20 protein-coding genes are annotated in these 21,725 nt (G+C 57.8%); 7 read left to right on the forward strand and 13 right to left on the reverse strand.

Going from position 1 to position 21,725, the window contains the following annotated elements:
* Positions 1-2: 2 nt before the first annotated feature.
* Entirely contained in the window at positions 3-1,418 is a 1,416-nt protein-coding gene (locus tag QY316_11215; protein WKZ32470.1) for a radical SAM protein, read from the reverse strand.
* A 122-nt stretch (positions 1,419-1,540) separates the two neighbouring features.
* Between QY316_11215 and QY316_11220 the strand changes: the two genes are divergently transcribed.
* From QY316_11220 to QY316_11230, 3 genes are all read left to right on the forward strand, one after another.
* Positions 1,541-3,301 (forward strand): hypothetical protein, encoded by a 1,761-nt coding sequence (locus QY316_11220; GenBank protein ID WKZ32471.1) that lies wholly within the window; start codon positions 1,541-1,543, stop codon positions 3,299-3,301.
* A gap of 77 nt (positions 3,302-3,378) precedes the next feature.
* Positions 3,379-5,130, forward strand: a complete 1,752-nt coding sequence (locus QY316_11225; protein ID WKZ32472.1) for a hypothetical protein — start codon at positions 3,379-3,381, stop codon at positions 5,128-5,130.
* 293 nt (positions 5,131-5,423) lie between these two features.
* Entirely contained in the window at positions 5,424-7,022 is a 1,599-nt protein-coding gene (locus tag QY316_11230) for a cytochrome D1 domain-containing protein (GenBank protein ID WKZ32473.1), read from the forward strand.
* Between the two features lie 356 nt (positions 7,023-7,378).
* On the opposite strand, the gene QY316_11235 is transcribed toward QY316_11230, so the two are convergent.
* From QY316_11235 to QY316_11250, 4 genes are all read right to left on the reverse strand, one after another.
* Positions 7,379-7,846, reverse strand: coding sequence for a hypothetical protein (locus QY316_11235; GenBank protein WKZ32474.1), 468 nt, complete (start codon positions 7,844-7,846; stop codon positions 7,379-7,381).
* 202 nt (positions 7,847-8,048) lie between these two features.
* Entirely contained in the window at positions 8,049-9,458 is a 1,410-nt protein-coding gene (locus QY316_11240) for a cytochrome D1 domain-containing protein (GenBank protein ID WKZ32475.1), read from the reverse strand.
* Entirely contained in the window at positions 9,455-9,964 is a 510-nt protein-coding gene (locus tag QY316_11245) for an Lrp/AsnC family transcriptional regulator (protein ID WKZ32476.1), read from the reverse strand. Before QY316_11245 ends, QY316_11240 begins: the two co-directional genes overlap by 4 nt.
* On the reverse strand, positions 9,961-10,425 hold the full coding sequence (locus QY316_11250; GenBank protein WKZ32477.1) for an AsnC family transcriptional regulator: 465 nt from the start codon (positions 10,423-10,425) through the stop codon (positions 9,961-9,963). Before QY316_11250 ends, QY316_11245 begins: the two co-directional genes overlap by 4 nt.
* A gap of 151 nt (positions 10,426-10,576) precedes the next feature.
* Between QY316_11250 and QY316_11255 the strand changes: the two genes are divergently transcribed.
* From QY316_11255 to QY316_11265, 3 genes are read left to right on the forward strand one after another with little or no spacing between them, the layout of a single operon-like run.
* A complete protein-coding gene (locus QY316_11255) occupies positions 10,577-11,734 on the forward strand; it encodes a radical SAM protein (protein ID WKZ32478.1) in 1,158 nt (385 codons plus the stop codon).
* Positions 11,735-11,786: 52 nt separating this feature from the next.
* Positions 11,787-13,016, forward strand: a complete 1,230-nt coding sequence (locus QY316_11260; protein ID WKZ32479.1) for a cytochrome D1 domain-containing protein — start codon at positions 11,787-11,789, stop codon at positions 13,014-13,016.
* Between the two features lie 22 nt (positions 13,017-13,038).
* Positions 13,039-13,335, forward strand: a complete 297-nt coding sequence (locus QY316_11265) for a hypothetical protein (protein WKZ32480.1) — start codon at positions 13,039-13,041, stop codon at positions 13,333-13,335.
* A gap of 531 nt (positions 13,336-13,866) precedes the next feature.
* On the opposite strand, the gene QY316_11270 is transcribed toward QY316_11265, so the two are convergent.
* Entirely contained in the window at positions 13,867-14,310 is a 444-nt protein-coding gene (locus tag QY316_11270; GenBank protein ID WKZ32481.1) for a hypothetical protein, read from the reverse strand.
* Positions 14,311-14,448: 138 nt separating this feature from the next.
* Positions 14,449-15,075, reverse strand: coding sequence for a YqgE/AlgH family protein (locus QY316_11275; protein WKZ32482.1), 627 nt, complete (start codon positions 15,073-15,075; stop codon positions 14,449-14,451).
* A gap of 215 nt (positions 15,076-15,290) precedes the next feature.
* Here QY316_11275 and QY316_11280 point away from each other — a divergent pair, with 215 nt between their 5' ends.
* Positions 15,291-15,971 (forward strand): FkbM family methyltransferase, encoded by a 681-nt coding sequence (locus QY316_11280; GenBank protein ID WKZ32483.1) that lies wholly within the window; start codon positions 15,291-15,293, stop codon positions 15,969-15,971.
* A gap of 155 nt (positions 15,972-16,126) precedes the next feature.
* Here QY316_11280 and QY316_11285 read toward each other — a convergent pair whose 3' ends face one another.
* Genes QY316_11285 through QY316_11310 form a run of 6 tightly spaced genes read right to left on the reverse strand, consistent with a single transcriptional unit; the run spans position 16,127 to position 21,724 of the window.
* A complete protein-coding gene (locus QY316_11285; protein ID WKZ32484.1) occupies positions 16,127-17,083 on the reverse strand; it encodes an NAD-dependent epimerase/dehydratase family protein in 957 nt (318 codons plus the stop codon).
* A 51-nt stretch (positions 17,084-17,134) separates the two neighbouring features.
* Positions 17,135-18,037 carry a glycosyltransferase family 2 protein gene (locus QY316_11290; GenBank protein WKZ32485.1) on the reverse strand — a complete coding sequence of 301 codons (903 nt, stop codon included), beginning with the start codon at positions 18,035-18,037 and terminating at the stop codon, positions 17,135-17,137.
* Positions 18,037-19,269, reverse strand: a complete 1,233-nt coding sequence (locus QY316_11295; protein ID WKZ32486.1) for a glycosyltransferase family 4 protein — start codon at positions 19,267-19,269, stop codon at positions 18,037-18,039. The genes QY316_11290 and QY316_11295 overlap by 1 nt, the downstream gene beginning before the upstream one ends.
* 7 nt (positions 19,270-19,276) lie before the next feature.
* Positions 19,277-20,368: a dTDP-glucose 4,6-dehydratase gene (rfbB, locus tag QY316_11300; GenBank protein ID WKZ32487.1), complete on the reverse strand. Its 1,092-nt coding sequence runs from the start codon at positions 20,366-20,368 to the stop codon at positions 19,277-19,279.
* Complete coding sequence (rfbD, locus tag QY316_11305) at positions 20,361-21,251, reverse strand: dTDP-4-dehydrorhamnose reductase (GenBank protein WKZ32488.1); 891 nt, start codon at positions 21,249-21,251, stop codon at positions 20,361-20,363. Before rfbD ends, rfbB begins: the two co-directional genes overlap by 8 nt.
* A complete protein-coding gene (locus QY316_11310) occupies positions 21,251-21,724 on the reverse strand; it encodes a dTDP-4-dehydrorhamnose 3,5-epimerase family protein (GenBank protein WKZ32489.1) in 474 nt (157 codons plus the stop codon). Before QY316_11310 ends, rfbD begins: the two co-directional genes overlap by 1 nt.
* Between the last annotated feature and the right edge of the window lies 1 nt (position 21,725).

The following is a 21,725-nucleotide window of genomic DNA, read 5'->3' on the forward strand; positions in this document are numbered from 1 at the left end:
GTTCAAAGTTCGAAGATGGCGAAGAAGCCGTTCACCTGGCCTTTGAGCTGGTCAAGCGACCTTATGGAGAGGAGCCTTCTCAGGATATAGGAGGGCCGGAGATAGAAGCTCCGGTACATCCGGTCGAGGTATTTCCTGTAGGCATCGGGGTCTATGCCCTCAGGCACGTACAGCAGGGCCGAGTGGTCGAGTATGCTCGAGCTCTTCGTGAAGTCGAATTTATATCCCTTGGAGGTTAGGCTGTTGTAAAGCTCGGTCCCGGGGAGCGGGACGAACTTGTTGAAGTGGGCGTAGTCGACCTTGAGCCGCTTGGCGAAATCGAGGGTTTTTTTCATGCTATCGAGGGTCTCCCCGGGCGTGCCCACGATGAAGTCGGCCCTGACGCTCAGGCCGATCTGCTTGGCCCACCTGGTCGCGTCCTCGCTCTGCTTTAGGGTTATACCCTTGCTCAAGAGATTGAGCATCCCCTCGTCGCCGGATTCGAGGCCGTAGAGGACCTGCCAGCAGCCCGCCTGCTTCATCCTCTTGAGCATCTCAAGAGTAACGGAGCTGACGCGCGTCAGGCACGTCCAGGGTATCCTTATCTTCCTCTTTTCGAACTCGTCGCATATCTCGAAGACGCGCTTCTTGTTCATGGTGAGCGTGTCGTCGAAAAACCTTATCTCCCGTGCGCCGTACCTGCCAATAAGCTCCTCGACCTCGTCCATCACGTTGGCCGCGCTCCGCACCCGGTAGGTGGTGCCGAATACGGCCCGGTCGCAGAACGTGCACTGGAAAGGGCATCCCCTCGAGGTTATCATGACCCCGAGAGGCAGCTTCCTGTAGGACGCAGGAGTCGGCCTGTAGGCCGAAAGAGGCGGGAGGAGGTGTCTGGCGGGAAAAGGAAGGCTGTCCAGGTCTTTTATGAATGGGCGCCTGCCCGTCGATCTGACCTTCTCCTCCTCCCTGAAGACTATGCCCTGGACGTCGCCAAAGTTCCTGCGCCCGTGCTCCTCGAAGTGCCGCACCAGGGCCAGAAAGGTCTCCTCGCCCTCGCCGATTACGCCGGCGTCAAACGGCGCGGAGGCCATAGCCTCGCCGGGGAGCGCGGTCATGTGCGCGCCGCCGCCCACAATCAAGGCACCAGGCAGGATGCCCCGGGCATCCCTGGCCACCCTGTACATGCTCACGGACGAAGGGGTCGTGCCGGTTATGCCTATGACGCCAGGGCGCTCCCTTTTAAGCGCCTCGACAAGCTCCGAATGGGACATGCCGAGGGTGCAGTCGAATATCTTGACCTCGTAGCCGGCCCTCTCTGCATAGGCGGCGACGTAGGCGAGGCCGAGGGCCGGGATGACGTTCAATACCTTCTGGATGCTCTTGCTCGCGCCGACCGAGAGCTCTTCTTCGAATGGGGGGTCTACGAGTACGATCTTCATCGGAGTCACTGCCTGCTATTTTATGCCAAAGCCCCGTAAATGGCAAATAAAAAAAGGGAAATTTGCAACCAGGGCCCTCTTTACGGCTTGTTTTTCACCCAGAAAAACAGTATAAAAATACCATGCCAAACGGAAAAGACCGGAAGCTGAACCGCCTGCTTTTCGCCCTCGCGGCCGTATTGCTCATACTTTTCTCGGTGAGCATCTTCAGGCACATCTCCTACCCGCTCCTCTGGAATGACGAGGGCGACACCGCCATGTTCGCCACCCGCATCCTCGAATACGGGTTCCCCAAGGTCCACGACGGGAAGAACGTGCTCTACGTCCACCCGGTCCGCATGGACCTGGGAGTGAATAAATTCGGCATGTACACGGCCGACGCGGTCCTGACATACTACATGGCTGTCCCTGGCGCATGGCTCGCGCAAATGTCAGAGGACATTTACACCAAGACCCTTCTTTTCAGACTCCCTTTCGCCATCATGGGCCTTCTTGGCGTCCTCGTATTCGCGTTGACAGCTTCCAATTTTTTCGAGAAAAAGAAACCAGCGAGGCCTCTCTTTTACGCGCTCTACTTCCTTTTCGCCCTCACTTCCATATCCCTGGCCCTCCATCTGAGGGAAGCGCGTTACTACTCGCCCATAGTGCTCTTTTCCGCCTGCATATTTTACTCCTACATAAACCACAGGCTTTTTGGAAAATTGAGCTTCATGCTCCATACGGCGGTAGTAGCGGCCATGCTCCTTTTCATATTCCATAACTTCTACCCGCTCTATATCGTTTTCATAGCGTTTATCGGCGCCTATGAACTCGTGGAGATGGCCAAGAAGCTGAGAAGAGAACGGGAACAGGGCCGCGCCTTTGCGCTTCCGGGCATAAGGGACTTCAGGCATTTCCTGCCGCTCGTCTTTTCCATACTTACCGTAATACCCTTCGTCATAGTCTTCAGGACGGTCGAGGTCATACTGGACGGGGCCCCGGCAATGGGCTTCAGCCTGGCCAAATACCTCGAAAACCTCTATTTCACCATGAGCTTTTTCGCAAAACACGAATTCCTGTACCTTGCCATCTTCACGAAGGCCGCTCTTGTCCTCGCCATCCTGCTTAACCGTCCCGCGGGAAAAAGGACTTCCGGGTCGATATCCAAAAGAATCATCGCCTCCAACTTCCTTACATTCTTTTTCGCGGTACATGTTATCGCCATAGCCGGAGTGCCGTACGAGTTCACACGCTACTTCATCGTCCTCCTGCCTGTGCTGTACATAATACTGCTGCTCGACGCCTCCTCTGTGTACGCCATCCTCGAGGAGAGAGGCGGCTCCGGAAGGAAATGGCAGCGATTGTTCCTCATCGCGGCCGCCGGGATATTCCTGTTCACCGCATATGGCAAGGCGGAAGACATCAAGGGACGGATTTACGAGCTTACGCATCAATATAGAGGCCCCCTGGACTTTATCGTCGCTTACGTAAAAGAGAACCATGAGAAACCCGAGGACCTCATAATCGCCACCAACTATGAAGAAGCCTCCCTGATGTATTACCTGGGGAGCAAGGTGATAATCGGCTACACCTGGAACAACTTCGAAGAAGACATGAGGGAAACCGCGGACATACTGGTCTACCGGAGCTTCTGGGGGGGCGACCACACAAGGGGGCTCTTTTATCGGCGGCTCATGAAAAAGGCCGACTATGAAGCGGTCACCTTTCCCGTTCTGGACCTCCCGGCAAACAATATTCCGGACCTGCATTACAGAATCAGACATTTTTACCGGACTCCCATAGCCGAGTATGAAGCCGGTCGTCTTAAGATCCACATCAGAAGAGACAATCCCACGGGAGGAGCGCGGCAGACGGCAGGGCCAGAACCTGTTTTTCAACGATAATAACCCCTCGACCGCTTGCGGCTGCAGCCCAGGTCCTAAGCGCCAGGGAGCATGATTTCCCCGGAAATAATCAGACCATGCAGAACGTAAAAGAAAAAAAACTGAACCGCCTCTTCGTAGCCCTCGCGGCAGTGATGGTGGTGCTCTTTTCAATCACCCTCTTCAAGCACCTCTCATACCCGCTCCTCTGGAACGACGAGGGCGACACGGCCATGTTCGCGACGCGCGTCCTCGAGTACGGTTTCCCAAAGGTCTATGACGGGAAGAACGTGGTCTACGTCCACCCGGTCGATATAAAAATCGGCGTAAACAAGTTCGGCATGTTCGTCGCAGACCCCATACTCATCTATTATCTGGCAGCTCCAGGCGCCTGGCTCGCGGAAAAGGTGGCAGACGTATACGACAAAACGCTCCTCTTCAGGCTGCCCTTTGCTCTTGCAGGGCTAATTGGGGCATTCGTAATGGCGATAGCCGGGGCCGGCCTTTTCGAAAAGGGACGTCCGGGCAGGCCCCTTTTCATTGCGCTATTTTTCCTTTTCGCGACACTCTCAATCTCCCTGGCCCTCCACCTCCGGGAGGCCCGGTATTATTCGCCGCTCGTCCTCTTCTCGGCCATCCTCTTCTATTTCCATTTCAAGCACCGGCTCCTCGGGGAATCGAGCTACAAGGCGTATTTCGCCGTGTCCGTATTCATGCTCTTTCTTGTCTACAACACCTTCTACCCGCTCTATTTCATGCTGCTCGCCTCTATCGGCCTCTACGAGATATTCACGCTTCTGGGGAAGATGCGTAAGGAACGGGCCACGGGCCGGGCCCTCGCGCCCCCTGGACTCAAGGACCTGAAGCCCTTTATCCCGCTGATCGTCTCCTTCATTACCGTCATCCCCCTGATGATATTCTTCAGGACCATAGAGGTGGCCCTCCTGAAGGGGTCTACCGTCGGTTTCAGCATGGGAAGGTACATCGCGAACCTGCAGTTCATCTTCGGCTACTTCGCAAAGCACGAGTTCCTCTATATCGCGCTCATGATAAAGGCCGCCCTCGCCTTTGTTCTCCTGCGGGGCCGCATAACGGGGGAGGCGCTGCAGGAAGAAACCGCGAGGAAGGTAAGCGCCTCCAACTTCCTTACCCTTTTCTTCCTCGTCCACGTATTCGTGACCGCAGCCACCCCTCTCATGTTCACCCGTTACTTCATAGTGCTCCTGCCGGTCGTGACTGTCATAATGCTACTCGACGCCTTCACCGTTTTTGAGATTGCTAAAAAATTTCCAGCCACGTCACGGAAGGCATGGCAGGGCGCCCTGGTCGCCGCCTCGGCAGCGCTCTTTATCCTGGGGCTTGCCGGCAAGGCCGGGGACATGTTGGGGCGCGCTTACGAGCTCACCCATCAGTACAAGGGGCCCCTTGATTTCGTGGTGCCCTTCGTAATCGAGAACTACGAAAGGCCCGAGGACATAATCATAGCAACGAACTACGAAGAGGCCTCGCTCATGTACTACACTAAGAGCATGGTCATAATCGGTTTCATCGGGATAAACCTCACTGAAGACATGAAAGAGACGCCTGACGTCATAATCCACAGGGACTTCTGGCCCGATATCCCCTATCCATTCCCGGCCCTCCTTCAAAAAGCCGAGTACGTGAAGGTCGCCTTCCCGGTAAGAGACTACCAGGTGAACAACATACCCGACCTCCACATCACTCCGAGGCACCTCTACCGGACCAGGACCCCCCCGGACCGAGGCCGAAAGCATGACCATATTCGTCAGGAGATAGCCCCGGTCCCGCCGAGTGCCGTTAAATTGAACCACCGGGCCGCCCCAATTTGACAACCCGGCCTTCTTGAGCTATCGTTTCCATATCTCTGCGTCTGCCGTCCTTTGAACGGTTTCCCCGGTCTGCCTCTTTTTCAAACGCCGCATCGAATATTTTAGCAGCTTGCTGAAAAACTCCGTTTTTATTCAGGCTGCTCAAAAAGCTCCGGATGCGAGACGTCGAGGAGCGAGGAATGAGGGCGTACTTTTCGTGTACGCCGGAGTGTCCAGCGACGTAGCCTTCGAAGCAGATGGACTTTTTCAGCAGCCTGTTAGGATTTAACAACCTGCCTACAAGGAGAGACCGCATGGCCCTAACTGGCGTCCTCAAGCTCGCTATTCTCGCCGTTTCCCTTGCAGCATCCGTTCCGGCCTTTGCGGAGGAGGCCGCGCCCAAGCTTTCAGATTCGGAATTCGCCAGGGCCAAGCAGATATACTTTGACAGGTGCGCCGGATGCCACGGCACCCTTAGGAAGGGGGCGACCGGGCCCAACCTGGAGCCCGAAAAGACGCGGGTGATACCGGTAGAATCGCTGGCCATCATACTCGCCGAAGGCACCGCCGGAGGCATGCCGCCCTGGAAGGACATACTCTCGAACGAGGAGATGGAGCTGGTATCCAGGTACCTGCACCTCGACCCGCCGCTTCCGCCTGAATGGAGCATGGACCAGGTAAGGGAGTCATGGAAGCTCGTGGTCCCTGTCGACAAGAGGCCCCAAAGCCCCCCGAAGAGGAACTGGCAGAACTACTTCGGCGTCATACAGAGGGACGTGGGCCAGGTCAGCATAATAGACGGCGACACCAAGGAGGTACTCTCCACCCTTGATACTGGGTTCGCGGTCCATATCCTGCGCACGTCGGCATCGGGCAGGTACATGTACTCCATAGGCCGGGACGGAAAGGCCACCATGATAGACCTCTGGATGGACCCGCCCGGCATAGCAGCCGAGATAAAGACAGGCATAGACGCGCGCTCGATAGACACGAGCAAGTACAAGGGCGAACTCGGGGACTTTACCGACACCTACGCGGTGGTCGGCAATTACTGGCCGCCGCATTATGTGATCATGAAAGGAGACACCCTCGAGCCGCTCAAGATCGTAAGCACGAGGGGTTACACCTACGACACGAACGAGTTCCACCCCGAGCCGAGGGTCGCCTCGATAGTATCGTCACATAACGCGCCCGAGTTCGTCCTGAACATAAAAGAAACCGGGGTCGTCCTCCTTGTGGACTACAGCAAGCTCGACGCAGGGACCGTGACCGAAACCAAGATAAACGCCGAACGATTCCTGCATGACGGCGGCTGGGACTCTACCAAGCGCTACTTCCTCGTTGCCGCTAACATGAGGAACAAGGTCGCGGCCATAGACACCCTGGAAAGAAAACTTACCGCCCTAATAGAGACAGGGAACAAGCCGCACCCCGGGAGGGGCGCCAACTGGATAGACCCCGAGTACGGCCCTGTCTGGGCCACCCCGCACATGGGCGAGCCAATGGTGGCCGTCATAGGCACGGACCCCGAGGGGCACCCCGAGCACGCCTGGAAGGTCGTAAGGAAGATACCGGTTGCCGGGAACGGGCTCTTCATCAAGACCCACCCGAAGAGCGACAATATCTGGATCGACAATATCCTCAGCAAGGACGCGGAGGTCGCACAGACGCTCACGGTCATAAGCAAGAGCGACATCGGAGCTGAGCCGGTAAACCTCCGGCTCAGCGACTGGGGCAAGCTGGTCCATATGGAGTACAACCGGGCGGGCGACGAGGTGTGGGTATCTGTCTGGGAAAGGGAGGGCGAGATAATCGTAATAGACGACAAGACCCGGGAGATAAAGAATAGAATCAAGCTCGCCACCCCCACGGGAAAGTTCAACGTCTACAATACGATGATGGACATATATTGAAGACAACCTATGAACCTCTCCCCGGCCTGAAGGCCGGGGTATCGGGAAACCGTGAGGCGATATTGCCTCCGCTACGCCAGCTTACGCTGGCTTCGCTACGGGCGGCCATTCATCCCCGGCCTTGAAAGGCCGGGGGTTTCTGACCGTTTCTCTAAAAATTGATCTTTTCCCCGGACTCTGTGTCAGGCCGTGAATAAAAATGCTCACATATTAATAATATATCCTCCGCTTTTAATTCCCGGCCTTCCGGGAAAAGCGGGAAAAACTTCTAATTTTTAGAGGTTTTCTGAAAAAAAGAGGGGGCTAAAAAGCCCCCTCTTTGCTTTACGTGGATTTTCTTGCAATGCGCCCGCGCATCACCTGCATGCCGATGAATAGGACGCCGCCGCCTCTCCGAGGAGGTCCGCGTCTGTATGCGCGCAACTGTCCTTCAGCACGCTGAACCTGCTCCTCTCCATGATCGCCGGATACCTTTCCGGGCTGTATCGGTCTTCAAGGGCGGTGAATATGCTCTCCTGTGAATGGATGTTCCTGTAGGACGCCGGCACGGAGGGCTCAGCGCCTTCGCCGCTCTCTTTTTTGTCCCTGGCCGCGCCCCCGTCGCTCTCCTTCTTGTCTTTATCCAGGGCCGCGCTCTCGCGGTTGTCTTCCAGGGCGGACACGAACCTCTGGAAGTTGGTGTAGGTCGATTTATTCAGGTAGGCGACCTGCACCTCCGATGACCCGTCCCTGCCGGAAATACTCCCGGATGCGGATGCCTGGGAGGCAACCGAAACTGCCGTGAATGCCGCCAGGGCAAACGAAAAAAACGTAAACCTCTTCACCTTCTGCCTCCTTCCTCGCGATATGCTGCACGCAATAGAATGCCGCGCCCCCGGATCGGGGCCTTTTTGCCGATTGGTCCAGTTGATGGTGATCGCAAGAGAGAGAAGCGAGCTGCAGGAGGGTACATCTATAATACGAAATGGGCGCCCTTGTCAAGGCCAAAGTTCCAACGGGCGCTTAAACAGCGGATGAAACGGGTATTCAGAACCGCCTGTTCGAGGCGTTATACTTGCCGACGGGCCTTTTGAAGGGGATCCCCTTTACAGGCTCAAGAGTCCTGGTGTCGTATACGGCTATCCTCCCGTCGTCTTCCGAGACGCTGACGAGCGCATACGCCCCGTCCCCCGTGAACTCGATGTGCATGGCCTTTTTCCCTGGCTCAGGGACCACCTCGCCCGCGATGGCGAGGGTCTTTTTATCTATGAGCTGGATCGTGTCCGTTCCGGTATCGACCCAGACGTGCGGGACGTTCTCATGCGTGCGGGCGAAAAAGCCCGGCCCCTTCACCTTTATTTCTGCCAGAAGCTCCCAGTCCCCGAGCCTGAGGACGCTCAAGACCGGCTCGCCTATGTGCGGGAACGCGGCGAACCTTTCATTGTCCGACTCCCAGAACGACGCTGAGGCGAGGTGCGGCATGCCCGATTTCAAGGGAATCTCCTTTACGGTCTTCTCTTCCTTCAAGTCCACTACCCATAGTTTCCCGCTTCCCCTTGAGGTGGCGGCCATGTATCTTTCGCCCGGCTCGATGAAGAAATCCGTCACGGGCATCGGTGTCCGCATGAACTTTTCCTCAAGCGTTCCGTCGTCGATAAAAACAAGGCCTGCCCTGTCCCTTGTTGCAGCAACGAACCTCCGCCCCTCTCTCAAGGCGTAGACAGCGCTCATGGCCCCGGAATCCCGGAACGACTTTACCGGCAGAAGGGTCGCGGCATCGAAGACCACGAGCCCCGCCGGCAGAAGGGACGCTACCGCCACTTTTTTGCCGTCAGACGAAATTGCCAGGTTCCTCGCGCTTATGCCTGCCCGTATCCTGCCGGCTTCCCTCAAGTTCAGGAGGTCGTATTTTATGACCCACCCGTCTCTTGACGAGATGAACGCATGCTCAAGGCCGGGGCCGAACTTTGGCCCGCCGTGGACAGCTCCGGCCTTAACGCTCCCCATAAGCTCGAATCTCGCTCCGTCCATGAAATGGACCGTCCCCTTCCCGGCCTCGACGACCATGAAAAGGTTCTCCCTGTCGTATCCAAGGCCGTGGCCTGGCCCGTACTCCTCCGACGAGACAACCCGGGTCGAGAGCATCTCCTCAAAGCCCCACTCAGGGGCCTTTGCCGGCGTCTTTATGAAGCGGACGGTGTCAAGGATCTCTTCTTCGGAAAGAACGCCCTTGAAGGCGGGCATATTGGTCGCCTCAAGCCCGTTTCGTATTATCAGGGCGAGCTCGGTTTCATTTTTGGAGCCGAGGTACTCTGGTATGAGGGGCGGCCCGCTCAGGCCGTGCCTTTCCGGGTGGTGGCAGGATGCGCAGTGCTTGAGATACAGGTCTTCTACCCCGGCCAGGGCGCTTGAGCATAGCAGTAACAGGCCGATTACGACAGTAAAGGGGAGTCTCATGCTTTTGAGCTCCCTGCGGGCTCAACCCGGTAATCCATGAAATATACAGGCGAGCTTTTTTTAAACTCCCTCACTGTGTGCAGCGCCTTTTGCCTGGACGCGCCCGCCCTTTCCGCCAGCTCGGCTGTCACGCCCTCAAGGTCTTCGCGCGAATTCCCGTGGACCATCGTGTAGATATTGAAGGGGAAGCCCTCGAACCTGGGCCTTATGTAGCAGTGGCTCACCCTCGGGTGCCCGGAAAGGGCGCTCCCGGCCTCCTCTGCCTTTTTGTCGTCGATATCCCAGACCACCATCGCGTTATGCCTGAACCCCGCGTTCCTTGGGGTAAGCGCGGCCCCGAACCTCCTTATGACCCCGCGCTCAAGCAGTGCTGCCGAGCGCTCAAGCGCCTCCTCCACGCTCCAGCCGAGGCGCTCCGCCGCCTCGTGGAAGGGCCTGGCCGTGAGGAAGAGTCCCTCGTCCTGGAGGACCCTTATAAGCGCTATGTCCCTGGGGTCGTTTATCATTCCACTTTTAAATCCACCTTGACCTTGAACATCTTTGAAGCCGGGATATTATGCACCCGGCATATCCCGGCCCTTTCGCATATGTCGGATATGACCTCGCCTATGGCCTCTTTCGAAGGGGCGATTACCGTGAACCATAGGTTCGGGACCCCGTCACGCTGGTAGTTATGCGTGACCTCGGGCCGGGAATTCACGACCGACGCGACGTGCTCTATATTCTCCGGAGGCACATGGACAGCACAGAGCGTGGATGCGGAGCCCATCTTTCTGGCGTCGAAGAACGGCCCCACCTTGCGGACGACCCCGGCTTCAACAAGCCGCCTGACCCGGGAAAGCGCCTCATCCCCGGACACCCCCGCCATTCTCCCAAGCTCCTCATAGGGCTCCGCCTTGAGCGGGAAGCCGCCCTGGATTATATTGAGGAGCGCCTTGTCGATGCTGTCGAGCATATGTTCTGCCATGCCATCCCCCGGGCCGTGCCTAAGGAAAGTAGAACACCACAAATGCGCCATGTCAACCGGGCGCATGGCAGTGCGGATTTCCTTTTTTCTGCTATGCTGACTAATATCCAGGCCGGGGGCCGGGCGCATTGGCGGCCCCCTTGGGGGTGCGATGCTATCGGTTTCAGCGCTACTTTCCGGAAAGGTCCTTTGCAGCAGCCCGACGGAAAGGCTCCGCTATTCGCGGGAGCCCAGGCCGGTAGTCGTCTGGAACCTGACCAGGAGCTGCACCTTGAGGTGCCTGCATTGCTATAACGATTCCCGGGACAGGGCGTTCGGAGGGGAGCTTCCGACCAAAGAGGCCGCCTCGGTAATCGACGGCCTTTCCGCGTTCCACGTACCTGCCATAATCTTCTCCGGCGGCGACCCGCTTACGAGGGCCGACATCTTTTACCTGGCGGAATACGCAGGCGCAAAAGGGATACGGACCGTCCTCTCGACAAGCGGGGTGCTCATCGACAAACCGGCTGCCCGGAAGATAAAAAAAGCCGGGTTCTCGTATGCGGGAGTAAGCATCGACGGGAGCGAGGAGACGAACGACAGGCTCAGGGGCTCGAAGGGGAGCTTCAAAAAGGCCCTGGACGGGATAAGACGCCTGAAGGACCAGTGCATACCCACGGGCGTCCGCCTGACCTTGAGCAGGAGCAACGTCGGGGAGCTCCCCTTCATATTCGACCTTATTGAAAACGAGGGGCTTGACAGGGGGTATTTTGCGCACCTCGTCTACTCCGGCAGGGGCGGGGCCTTTTCAAAGGAAGACCTCGGATACACCGAGACGAGGGCGGCGCTCGATTATATATTCGAGCGCGCGGCAGGCCTTATCGAAAAGGGCGTCCATAGGGAGATCGTCACGGGCAGTAACGACGCCGACGGGGCCTATCTGTATTTGAAGCTCAAGGAGAGCGACCCGGAAAGGGCGGAGGCGGTGCGCGGGCTCCTTTCCGGAAGGGGCGGCAACACCGCAGGCGTGAACATCGCCTGCATAGACAACCTCGGCATGGTGCACGCGGACCAGTTCTGGCAAGGGCATACGCTCGGGAGCGTAAGGGAGCGGCCCTTCGGAGACATATGGAAGGGCCCGGAGCCGCTCCTTAATGCCCTCAGGGACAGGAAGGCGTTCATAAAAGGCCGCTGCAACTGGTGCTCTTTCTTCGACATCTGCGGCGGGAACAGCAGGGCAAGGGCCGCGTCCGCATACGGCGATTTCTGGGCAGAGGACCCCGCCTGCTATCTTACGGACGAGGAGATAGGGATAACGCTCGGCAAATGAACCGCCAGGCAAGCGGCGGGTAATTCAATCTTAGGGGTTAAAAGGAGGCGGAATGAGAATTTCGGGTATCATAATCGGGGCCCTTTTCTTTTTCCTTTCAAGCGCGTGCCAGTCCATAGCGGAGGAGAGCGCAAGAAAAGTCTACGGGACCGCGGCCCTGATGGTCGTGGTCGAAAGGGAAGACGGCAGGGTCGCGGTCTTCGATTCCGTGAACCACGAGCTCATAGGTAGGATAGCGGGGCTCGGCAACCTGAAGCACGCCTCGATCGTATTTTCAAGGGACGCACGGTTCGCGTTCGTCGCGGCAAGGGACGGCACGATAAGCAAGATAGACCTCCTGGGCATGGAACTCGCCGCACAGAAGAAGGCGGGCGAAAGCTCCATCGGCATCGCCATATCCAGGGACAACAGGTACATAATGGTATGCAACTACGAGCCGGGCGGGGCCGTCGTAATGGACTCCGCGACCCTTGAAGTGGTAAAGGATATCCCGGCGGAGTTCACCCTGCCGGACGGGAGCAAGTCGAGGGCGAGGACAATCGGCCCGCTCGACACTGCCGACAACCTCATGATATTCGCCCTCATGGAAGGGAACGCGGTCTGGGTGGTGGACATGAGGCAGGAAGGGTTCCCGGCTGTCAGGAAATTCGAGGACGTGGGCGATACCCCCTACGACCAGCTCATAACGCCCGACGGCAGGCACTACATGGTCGGCCTCCTCAATTCCGACTGGATGGGGCTTCTGGATACCTGGAAGCTCGACGGGATGAAGAGGATAGACGTACGCGAGAGGAGGTCGGCCATAAAGAAGGACGCCGAAAAAGTGCCGCTCCACCATATCCCTCACCTCGAGTCCTGGGCCATAGCAGGGAGGCTCGCATTTGTTCCGGCCTTCGCTGAAAAGAGGGTGATAGTCTATGAGACGGACGGCTGGACGGTGGTGAAGTCCATACCCGTCTCAGGCACGCCGCTTTTCGTCGTGGCGCGTCCGGGAGGCAGGGAGATATGGGTCGATAACGTCGGAGAGCCAGGAAGCAAGGAGGAAAGGCTTATTGAAGTCATCGACGTCGAACGGCTCGAGGTCAAGAAGACCATAGACGCGGGCAAGGGGGCCATCCACCCGCAGTTCACGCCAAAGGGCGAGGCGGTCTACGTATCGATACAGGGCGAGGACAGGATAGCGGTCTACGACGCCGACACCTACACGCTCATAAAGGATTTTCCGGCAAATAGGCCCTCCGGGATATTCTCGTCGGACAGGGCCTCGAAGTTCGGCCTCTGATACGGGTTTTGATTTCAAACGCATGGGTGTTATAATAACGGCCATGGCACAGTGCTTCCACTGCAAGAAGGCCATCGAGGCCAGGTACAGGCCCGGAAGGGGCGAGGCATGCCCGGTCTGCGGCTCGGACCTCCTCGTGTGCCTGAACTGCAGGTTCTACGACCCAGCCTCATACAATGAATGCAGGGAACCGGCGGCAGAGCGCGTGCTCGACAAGGAAAAGTCCAACTTCTGCGAGTACTTCGAGTTCAGGGAGGCGGCAGGAAGCGGCAAGGCAATCGACCCGGTAGAGGAGCTTAAGAAGCTATTCAAGTCCTGAAAAGCCGCTGCGCTTAAAGATAGCTTTTTTTGCAGAAGGCCTTTTAACGCGCTACCGCGCTCTTTTGGGCATAAGGCTCCGCTCGCTTTCCGCCCCCATCCTCCTCGCTCGGCCCCTTGGCCGAGTTCCTGCTTCCTCGCCTCGCTCGCCCTTTCCCCGGGGTGGTTTGAAAAACAAAAGTGCTTCGATTCTTTTTTGTCTTTAACAAACCCCGGAGGGTAAGGTGAGCGCGGCATAAGGGAGGAAGAGCGTGAACGGGCCGGGGAAGCAGAACGAGGCCCTTCGCTTCGCTCAGGGTAAACTCCGCGACTTAAGGGGCCCGTTGAAGATTCCCGGCATTTCGCCGGGAATCTCCGACACAAGAGGAAGATTGCCGGATTTAAATCCGCTCGCTCGACCCCGGAAAAATAACTCCGGGGTCTCTGCTCGCTTTTGTGTGTTCACGGGGTCGGGGAGGCGGCTAGCAAGCGATCCTTACCCTCGAAAGCCGCACGGCAGTGCGGAAAAAGTTCTTTTAGCCCCCGTCCAATCCTAATCGTGCACCTTGTGCCCGTTCTCCGAGAGCCAGTTCATCTGCTCGGCGCTGAGCCTTTTCTGGCAGACGTACCAGTTCTCGTTATATATCCTCACCCAGCCCTGGTCCTCAAGCTCAGGCACCTTCATGCCGAGGACGCAGAACGCGAGCACGTCGTGCGCGTAGGTGGGGCAGCCATAGAACCTCCCTTCGCGCGACAGCCACCCGGAATTGCATTCCGGGTCGTAGTACGGTGTCCTTGTCCAATCAAGGAGGCGGATGTGCTCTGACGAGACCGATTCCAGCACAATGTCTCGCACGTCCTTTTCCTTCCAGCGGCTCCGCGCGGCATCTTCCCAATGCCCGCCCTTGTCCCTCATCCAGTAAGCCGGGGGCCCTGGCTTGTCCAGCTCGGAGCCGGGGGAGACGAGGAAGTATTTCTTATGTCCGGGACTTTTCATCCGAAAACGCCCATTCTTGCATGGCCCTGCTCATTCAGGCCATGATTTTTACGGGCCGTATTTGCTTATGTTCAAAGTATAGACCTGGCCGTGAAACCGGTCAAACGTTGGCGCAATCCCGGGAAAAGGCGAGGCGGCTCAGCCCGGCAGCAGCTCGTCCCAGAGCCTCGCGGGATCAGGGGAGAAGACCGCGTCCGGGACAGCGTCTATGACATGCCAGCCGCCCCTGAGGAGTTCCCTCTCGAGCTGGCTCGTGGCCCATCCGGCGTACCCGGCATAGATGCGGAAAGAATCCGACGGCATGCCGGCCTCCATACCCTTTTTGAGGTTCGCCTCGCTCGTGCTCACGCAAACGCCGGGGAGTACCGGCCCGCAGCCCTCAATATCCTCCTCGGTCCGGAATAGCATCCAGACATTGCCGGGCTCGACCGGGCCGCCGAAGAAAAGCGGGTCGTCCTTTCGGGAATCGGCAACACCCGGTATGCTGTCCGCGAGCTTCATTTTCAAGGGCCGGTTGAGTATCAGCCCGGCTGCGCCGTGGCTCCCGTATTCAAATAGGAGTATAACGGTCTTATTAAAGACCGGGTCATTCAAGCCGGCCTCTGCCACAAGAAACTTGCCCTTTGCCAGCGGCAAATCATGCCTGTACGTCTCGGGGTCGAGCCTTTCGGGTTCGTCTTGCGCTATATGTGCGCGGATGGGGGGAAGCGCAATGCCCCAGATGAGAAGCGTTAGCAGGACCGTCTTCAAAGTGGATGACTTCATGCCTGAGACCCCTGGAAGGTATATCGAAAACCACCGTATCCGGCCACTGTGAATGAAGGCCAATTTTATCTTAAAACGGCCCAGTTTGCACCATGAAACAGAGAAACGCGAGCGATTCCGAACCGAGGGACTCAGCCATGTCCGACAAAGGACTTTATAACCGGTCCCGTAAGTGATAACCTCGAAATGCAAAGATTTTTCCGGGAGCGGTCCCTATGCCTCATTTCGATCTCCGCCATTTCCTTGAAACGCTCGGCCAAAGGCTCGGGAGCCGCGCCTTTGTCGTCCAGGTCGGCGCCATGGACGGCAGGACCTTCGACCCGGTGCACGAATATATAAGGCGATTCGGCTGGGGCGGGCTCCTTATCGAGCCCGTAATGGAGCATTTCGAGAAGCTGAAGGAGACCTACCGGGAAAACCCGGGGATCGCCTTTTCAAACGTGGCTGTTGCCGGGCACTGCGGGACTATAGATCTCTTCAGGGTCCCTTCCGAGCATGTCATCGAAGGCCGCGTGCCGAGATGGGGGCTTGGTGCCGCATCAATCTACGCGGACCGGAACGCCCTATCCTTCCCCGAGGTCCGTCCGTTCGTGGTGAAGGAGGAGGTGCCCTGCATGACCCTTCCGGAGGTATTGAGGGAGCATAATGTGGCGCGGATAGACATCATGCAGATAGACGCCGAGGGCTTTGATTACCATGTCCTGAAGCAGCTCGACTTCAGCGCCTTCCATCCCTGGGTCATAAACATGGAAATCGTCAACATGCCAAAAAGCGAACGGACCGCCTGCAAGCGCCTTCTTGATTCACACGGGTACACCTATGTAAAGGCAGGGTATGACCTGCTTGCGATCTCGCTCGAAGATTTCGTGAAGCAGGAAGAGAGCCGGGAATCCTGACAGCTTGCGGAAACGCAAAATCCGCTTAGGCTGTTCAAAAAGCTCCAGATGCGAGGCCCCCATTGGAATAGGGGAGCGATGAATGAGGCGTATTTTTGTATACGCCTTCGTAGCCAGCGACGTAGCCTTCGAAGCAGATGGACTTTTTCAGCAGCCTAAAGCGTTTTCCCGAGTCTCCAGTCGAGGGTTAATCCCAGTCCGCCTTCGAGCCGAACAATCGGTTCCCAGTCAAGCCCCTTTTTTGCCCTCTCAATCCTCAGGCAGCTCCTTTTGATATCCCCGGGCCTCGCATCGCCTTTAGCAGGGGTTTTTATGGCCTCAGGCAAGGGTCTGACCCGGCTCAGGGCTGAAGCGATGCCGTTAAAGAGCTCCAATGTATGGGTCGCGATGCCTGTGCCTATATTGTATATGCCCCCGCTACCCTTTTCGAGGGCCAGGAGGTTGGCCCGGGCCACATCAGACACGAAACAGTAGTCCCTGGTCATGCCCTTCGGCTCGTCCTTATAGGCGTTGACCGTGCAGGGAAGCCCGGATATGAGCCTGTCCATGAATATGGCGACAACGCCGGCCTCGCCGTGCGGGACCTGCCTGGGGCCGTATATGTTAGCGTACCTCAATACCGAGTAGTCGAGCCCGTACTGGTTCCGGTAGAAGTCGAGGTACTTCTCGGAAACGAGCTTTGTTATGGCGTAGGGCGACGCGGGCCTGGGAGGATAATCCTCCCCGGTCGGGTATTCCGCAGCCTCTCCGTAGACGGCCCCGCCCGAGGATATGAATATCACCTTTTTCGTCCCGTTCCTCCTTGCGGCCTCGAGGACGTTGAGAAAGCCCCTTACGTTCACGTCCGCGTCGAAGAGCGGGTCCTCGACCGAGGCCGGGACAGACATCTGCGCCGCGTGGTGGTTAACGACATCCGGCCTTTCGTGCTCGAACACCTTTCGGACCTCGGGCGAGCGCACGTCCATGAGGTAGAACTTCGCCCTTGGGTTCAGGTTCTCACGCCTGCCGGTAAAGAGGTTGTCGAGTATGACCACCTCGTGCCCGGCCTCTATGTACGCGTCGGCCACGTTCGAGCCGATGAATCCCGCGCCGCCTGTAACAAGTATCTTCATATCGCCCCTCTGAAATGGAAAATGGAATTCAGCAAGTCCGTCATTTCGCGTTCAGCGCAATTCCCCTTTTATCCCCCTCAGGTAGTCCCTGAAGCCCTTTATAATCAGCCTCGCGCCGGGGGCCGCCGGGGTCTTCATGGTAAAAAGGCTTAAAAACGAGGCTGCGAATATCGAAAGGTACCTCGCGTGCCGCAATGGAAAGGGTAAAGGCCTGTTCAGGTCAACGCACCTCAAGGTGTTCCGGGTCGAGTAATAAAGCGACGCGGCCACCCCTACGGCCCCGCTCGATGCCGATACCTTGTGCCAGACCTTCGAGGAGGGCACGTAGAGCACCTTGAACCCGGACTTTTTCGCGCGCATTCCCCAGTCGAGGTCCTCGGCGTAGCAGAAATAGTCCTCGTCGAAGAGGCCTGTCCTCTCGCAAAGCTCCCTCGTCACCATCATGGCGCATCCCGTGGGACGGCCTGTCTCCATTGCCCCGGAACCGCCGGGGTCCTTCCTATTGAAACCCAGGTGCCTGCCCCAACCCAAAAGGCTGTTGAAGTACGCCCCCGAGTACCATACTACATCAGGCCTGTCATGGAAATACACCTTTGAGCAGAGTATTCCCGCCCGGGGCTCGACTTCAGCGGCGGCAACAAGCTCTTTTACGAAATCGGGCGCTACGACCGTGTCGTTATTCAGGAGCAGGACATAATCCGCCCCGTCTTGAAGGGCCTGCCTTATGCCCGCATTGCAGCCACCGGCAAAGCCAAGGTTTTTCCCGGTCCCGATGAACCTTATGCCGGATGGAAAACGCCTCTTGAGGGCATTCAAGGAGCCGTCTACAGAGCCGTTATCGACGACTATTATCTCAAGGTCCGGATAGGCTGCTTTTTTAAGCGACTGCACGCACTCCGCCGTATCCTTATACCCGTTCCAGTTGAGGACGATTATCGAGACCTTCGGGGCCATTAATTCAGCGCCTTCCGGTTTCCAGGGGCCTTTCTGCCCTTTTCCGCGAGGAGCTCCATGTATCTCCGCTCAAGCCCGGCCGCTATCTTCTCCCAGGAATACTTCTCCGTGACAAGGGCGTAGCCGCCCCTCCGTATCCTGTCGGATAGAGGGCGGTCTTCCATGAGCCTCTTGCAGGCCTCCGCGAACTCCCGGGGGGTATCGGCTATGAGGATGTTCTCGTTATTCCTTGCCTCTATGCCCTCGCACCCTATCGAGGTCGAAACGACCGGCGAGCCGGCTGCCATCGCCTCCAGTATCTTAAGCCTAGTGCCGCTCCCGACCCTGAGCGGCACTATGGATATTGCCTTTTTTAGCATCGGCCCGGTCTCTTTGACGAACCCGTGAAGCCTTATATCCGGGTCTGACTCAAGGGGCTTAAGCGCGCCCACGGGGTCGCTCCCCGCCACGTCCAATTTCACGCCCGGGCATATCTCCTTGAGTATCGGGAATATGGCTTCATGGAAGTAGAGGAGGCCGTCCCTGTTCGGCCAGTGGCCGGTAGAACCTATGTATAGCAGCCTTTTCCCAGGCTCAAAAGGCGCGAGCGCCTCTTCGGGGCTTAAAGGATTCGCCCCGTTCGGCGTAACCAGAAACCTGTCTCCCGGACAAAGCCTCCGGAGCGTTTCCGCGTCGGATTCCGACATCATTATCCTGAGGTCGAAGCGTCCGGAAAGTTTTTTCTCAAGCCACCTGCTCTTAAGCCACTGGATGTAGAAAAACGCCTTCCAGACAATGCCGGGGGCGTTCCTGGCGCGGCGGTGCTGGGTCACGAATGAAAGGTCCTGCTCGGTAAGGGCCTTTACGCCGGGAAAGGCCTCCGGGAGATAGCGCGCCATCTCCGTAAGCTCAATCTGGACGACGTCGAAGGAGCCCGAGGCAAGCAGGGCGTTCAGCCTTTCATGCATCCGCTTCGAGCGGTAAGCGAGGGATATTATCGGGTATGGCGAGAGTATGTGGCGCATGTTGAAGAAGAGGGAGCCAAGCCCGACGAGTTCCCTTCTTTCCACCGGCTCGACCCTGCAGTATCTCTCGAGCTCCTTGAGGGCGGAAAGCTCGCCCTCTCCGGCGTAGAAGCATATGAGCGTGACCTCGTTCCTTTGCGAAAGCTCCCTTATGAGGTTAAAGACCCTGACCTTGCCGCCGTCGGCAGGCGGAAAGGGCGGGAAGGGCGATACTACGAGTATCCTCATAAAGGCTTCATTCAACCTGCTTGACCAGTCTTCCGCCGTACTGGAGGCTGAAATATTTCGTATACTCGCCGGAGATTATACGCTCCCACCAGTCGCGGTTGGCGATGTACCAGCCTATGGTCTTCGCTATCCCGTCCTCGAAGCAATGCGCCGGGGCCCAGCCGAGCTCCTTCTCCATCTTAGAGCAATCGATGGCGTACCTCCGGTCGTGGCCGGGCCTGTCCTTGACGAAAGTTATGAGCTTTTCGCGGCTCCCCTCGAACGGGTATTCCTTAAGCGCGCCTTCCGCCGCCTTCCTGTCCAGTACCGAGCAGATGAGCTTCACTATCTCGATATTTTTCTTCTCGTTCCGGCCGCCTATGTTGTAGGTCTCGCCGAGCATGCCTTTTTCAAGTACCGTGTCCACGGCCCTGCAGTGGTCCTCGACATAGAGCCAGTCCCGGACGTTCAGCCCGTCGCCGTAGACCGGCAGGGACTTGCCCTTAAGGGCGTTTATGACCATGAGCGGGATGAGCTTTTCCGGGAACTGGTACGGCCCGTAGTTGTTCGAGCAGTTGGTCGTAAGCACAGGGAGCCCGTAGGTGTGGAAATAGGCCCTGACGAGATGGTCGGACGAGGCCTTGCTCGCGGCATATGGCGAGTTGGGGCTGTAGGCGGTCGTCTCGGTGAAAAAGCCCGTGGGCCCGAGCGTGCCGTAGACCTCGTCCGTAGAGACGTGCAGGAACCTTTTCCCGCCGTGATTATCGCCCCAGTGCTTCCTCGCGGCCTCGAGGAGCGTAAAGGTGCCGAGGATGTTCGTTTCGATAAAGTCCCTGGGGCCGAGTATGGAGCGATCGACGTGCGATTCCGCCGCGAAGTTAACGACAGTGTCCAGGCCCTCCTCCGTAAAGAGCGCGTCAACGAGGTTCTTGTCGGTTATATCGCCCTTTACGAACCTGTAGAGCGGCCCCTCCTTTAAGGACGCGAGGTTTTCGAGGTTGCCCGCATATGTGAGCTTGTCGAGCACCACGAGCCTGTCGCCGGGGTGGGCGGCCCTCATGTGGAGGACGAAATTTGAGCCGATGAAACCTGCGCCGCCGGTTATTAGTATCTTACGCATTGCCGACCCCCTTGAGTTCCTTTAGCATCGAACGGAGCGAATCTCTCCAGTAGGGGATCCTGAGCCCGAAGGCCCCCTTTATCTTCGCCTTGTCCAGGACCGAGAAAGCGGGCCTCCTGGCCGGGACAGGATATTCAGCCGTGAGTATCGGCTCTATGGACGAGCACTTGAGCCCCATGCCCAGCGCCCTCGCCTCCTCGCAGATAGCAACCGCGAAGTCGAACCAGCTCGCAACACCCTCATTGGAATAATGGTAAATACCCCACGGGGTCTTGCCCGCGCTGATTGCCTTTGCGGCCTCGACTATAGCGGAGGCCAAGTCAGCGCTCCAGGTGGGCGAGCCTACCTGGTCGTATACCACCCTGAGCGTTTCTCGCTCGGATGCGAGCCTTAAAATCGTCTTTACGAAATTATGCCCCGTAACACCATAGACCCATGAGGTGCGTATTACCGCGCGCTTATCCAAAAGGACCGCAAGCGCCGCCTCGCCCGCGAGCTTGGATTCGCCATAGGCGCTCTGGGGGTTGGTCGCGTCGTCTTCCCTGTAAGGGACCGCCCTCGCCCCGTCGAACACGAAATCCGTCGAGACGTGTATGACCGGGACCCCGGATTCCAGCGCGGCCCTCCCGAGGTTTGCCGGGCCGTCGGAATTCACGGCAAAGGCCCTCTCCCGTTCCTTTTCCGCGAGGTCGACCTTCGTATAGGCCGCCGCGTTTATGATAAGGCCGGGCTTCTCCTTGCGGACGGCCCCGAAGACCGCAGCGGCGTCGCTAATGTCTAGCTCAGTAGAGCCGAAGGCAGCGGCCTCAAAACCGGCCTTCTCAAGGAGCGGCCCGAGGTCGCTCCCGAGCTGCCCTTTTGCGCCCGTGAGAAGTACCTTCATCAATCCAGCCTGTATGGGGAGTTCGGGTCGTTCTCGTACCTCACCTCGTCCACGGGCTCCTTCTTGCCTTCTCCCTTAAAGAGCCTGTTCGGGCAGTTTATGACGAGCCCGTCCTCGCTCCCCACGTTCCTGTACGCGTGCACTACCTTCTTAGGGACGATGACTACCGAGGGGCTGGATTCGCCGGCGATGAACGCCATCCTGTTCCCGTAGGTCTTTGAATCCATTCTATTGTCCCAGAGGTACACCTTGAAATCCGACGGCCCGGCAAAGCAGAAGTAGTCTGCCTGGTCCATGTGCTCATGCGGCCCCCTCGCCACCCCCGGCCTCGTAAGCGAGACGTAGGTCATGACCGGCACGTACTCAGCTGAAATCTCGTCGGTCCGGAAGAGCTCCATGAGCCACCCGCGGTCGTCCGCATACCTCTTGAGCTCCTTTATCACAATACCTTCGATCGGCCCGTCCTTGAACATG

The sequence above is a fragment of the Thermodesulfobacteriota bacterium genome (genome assembly GCA_030583865.1).
Taxonomy (GTDB): Bacteria; Desulfobacterota; GWC2-55-46; order GWC2-55-46; family GWC2-55-46; genus UBA5799.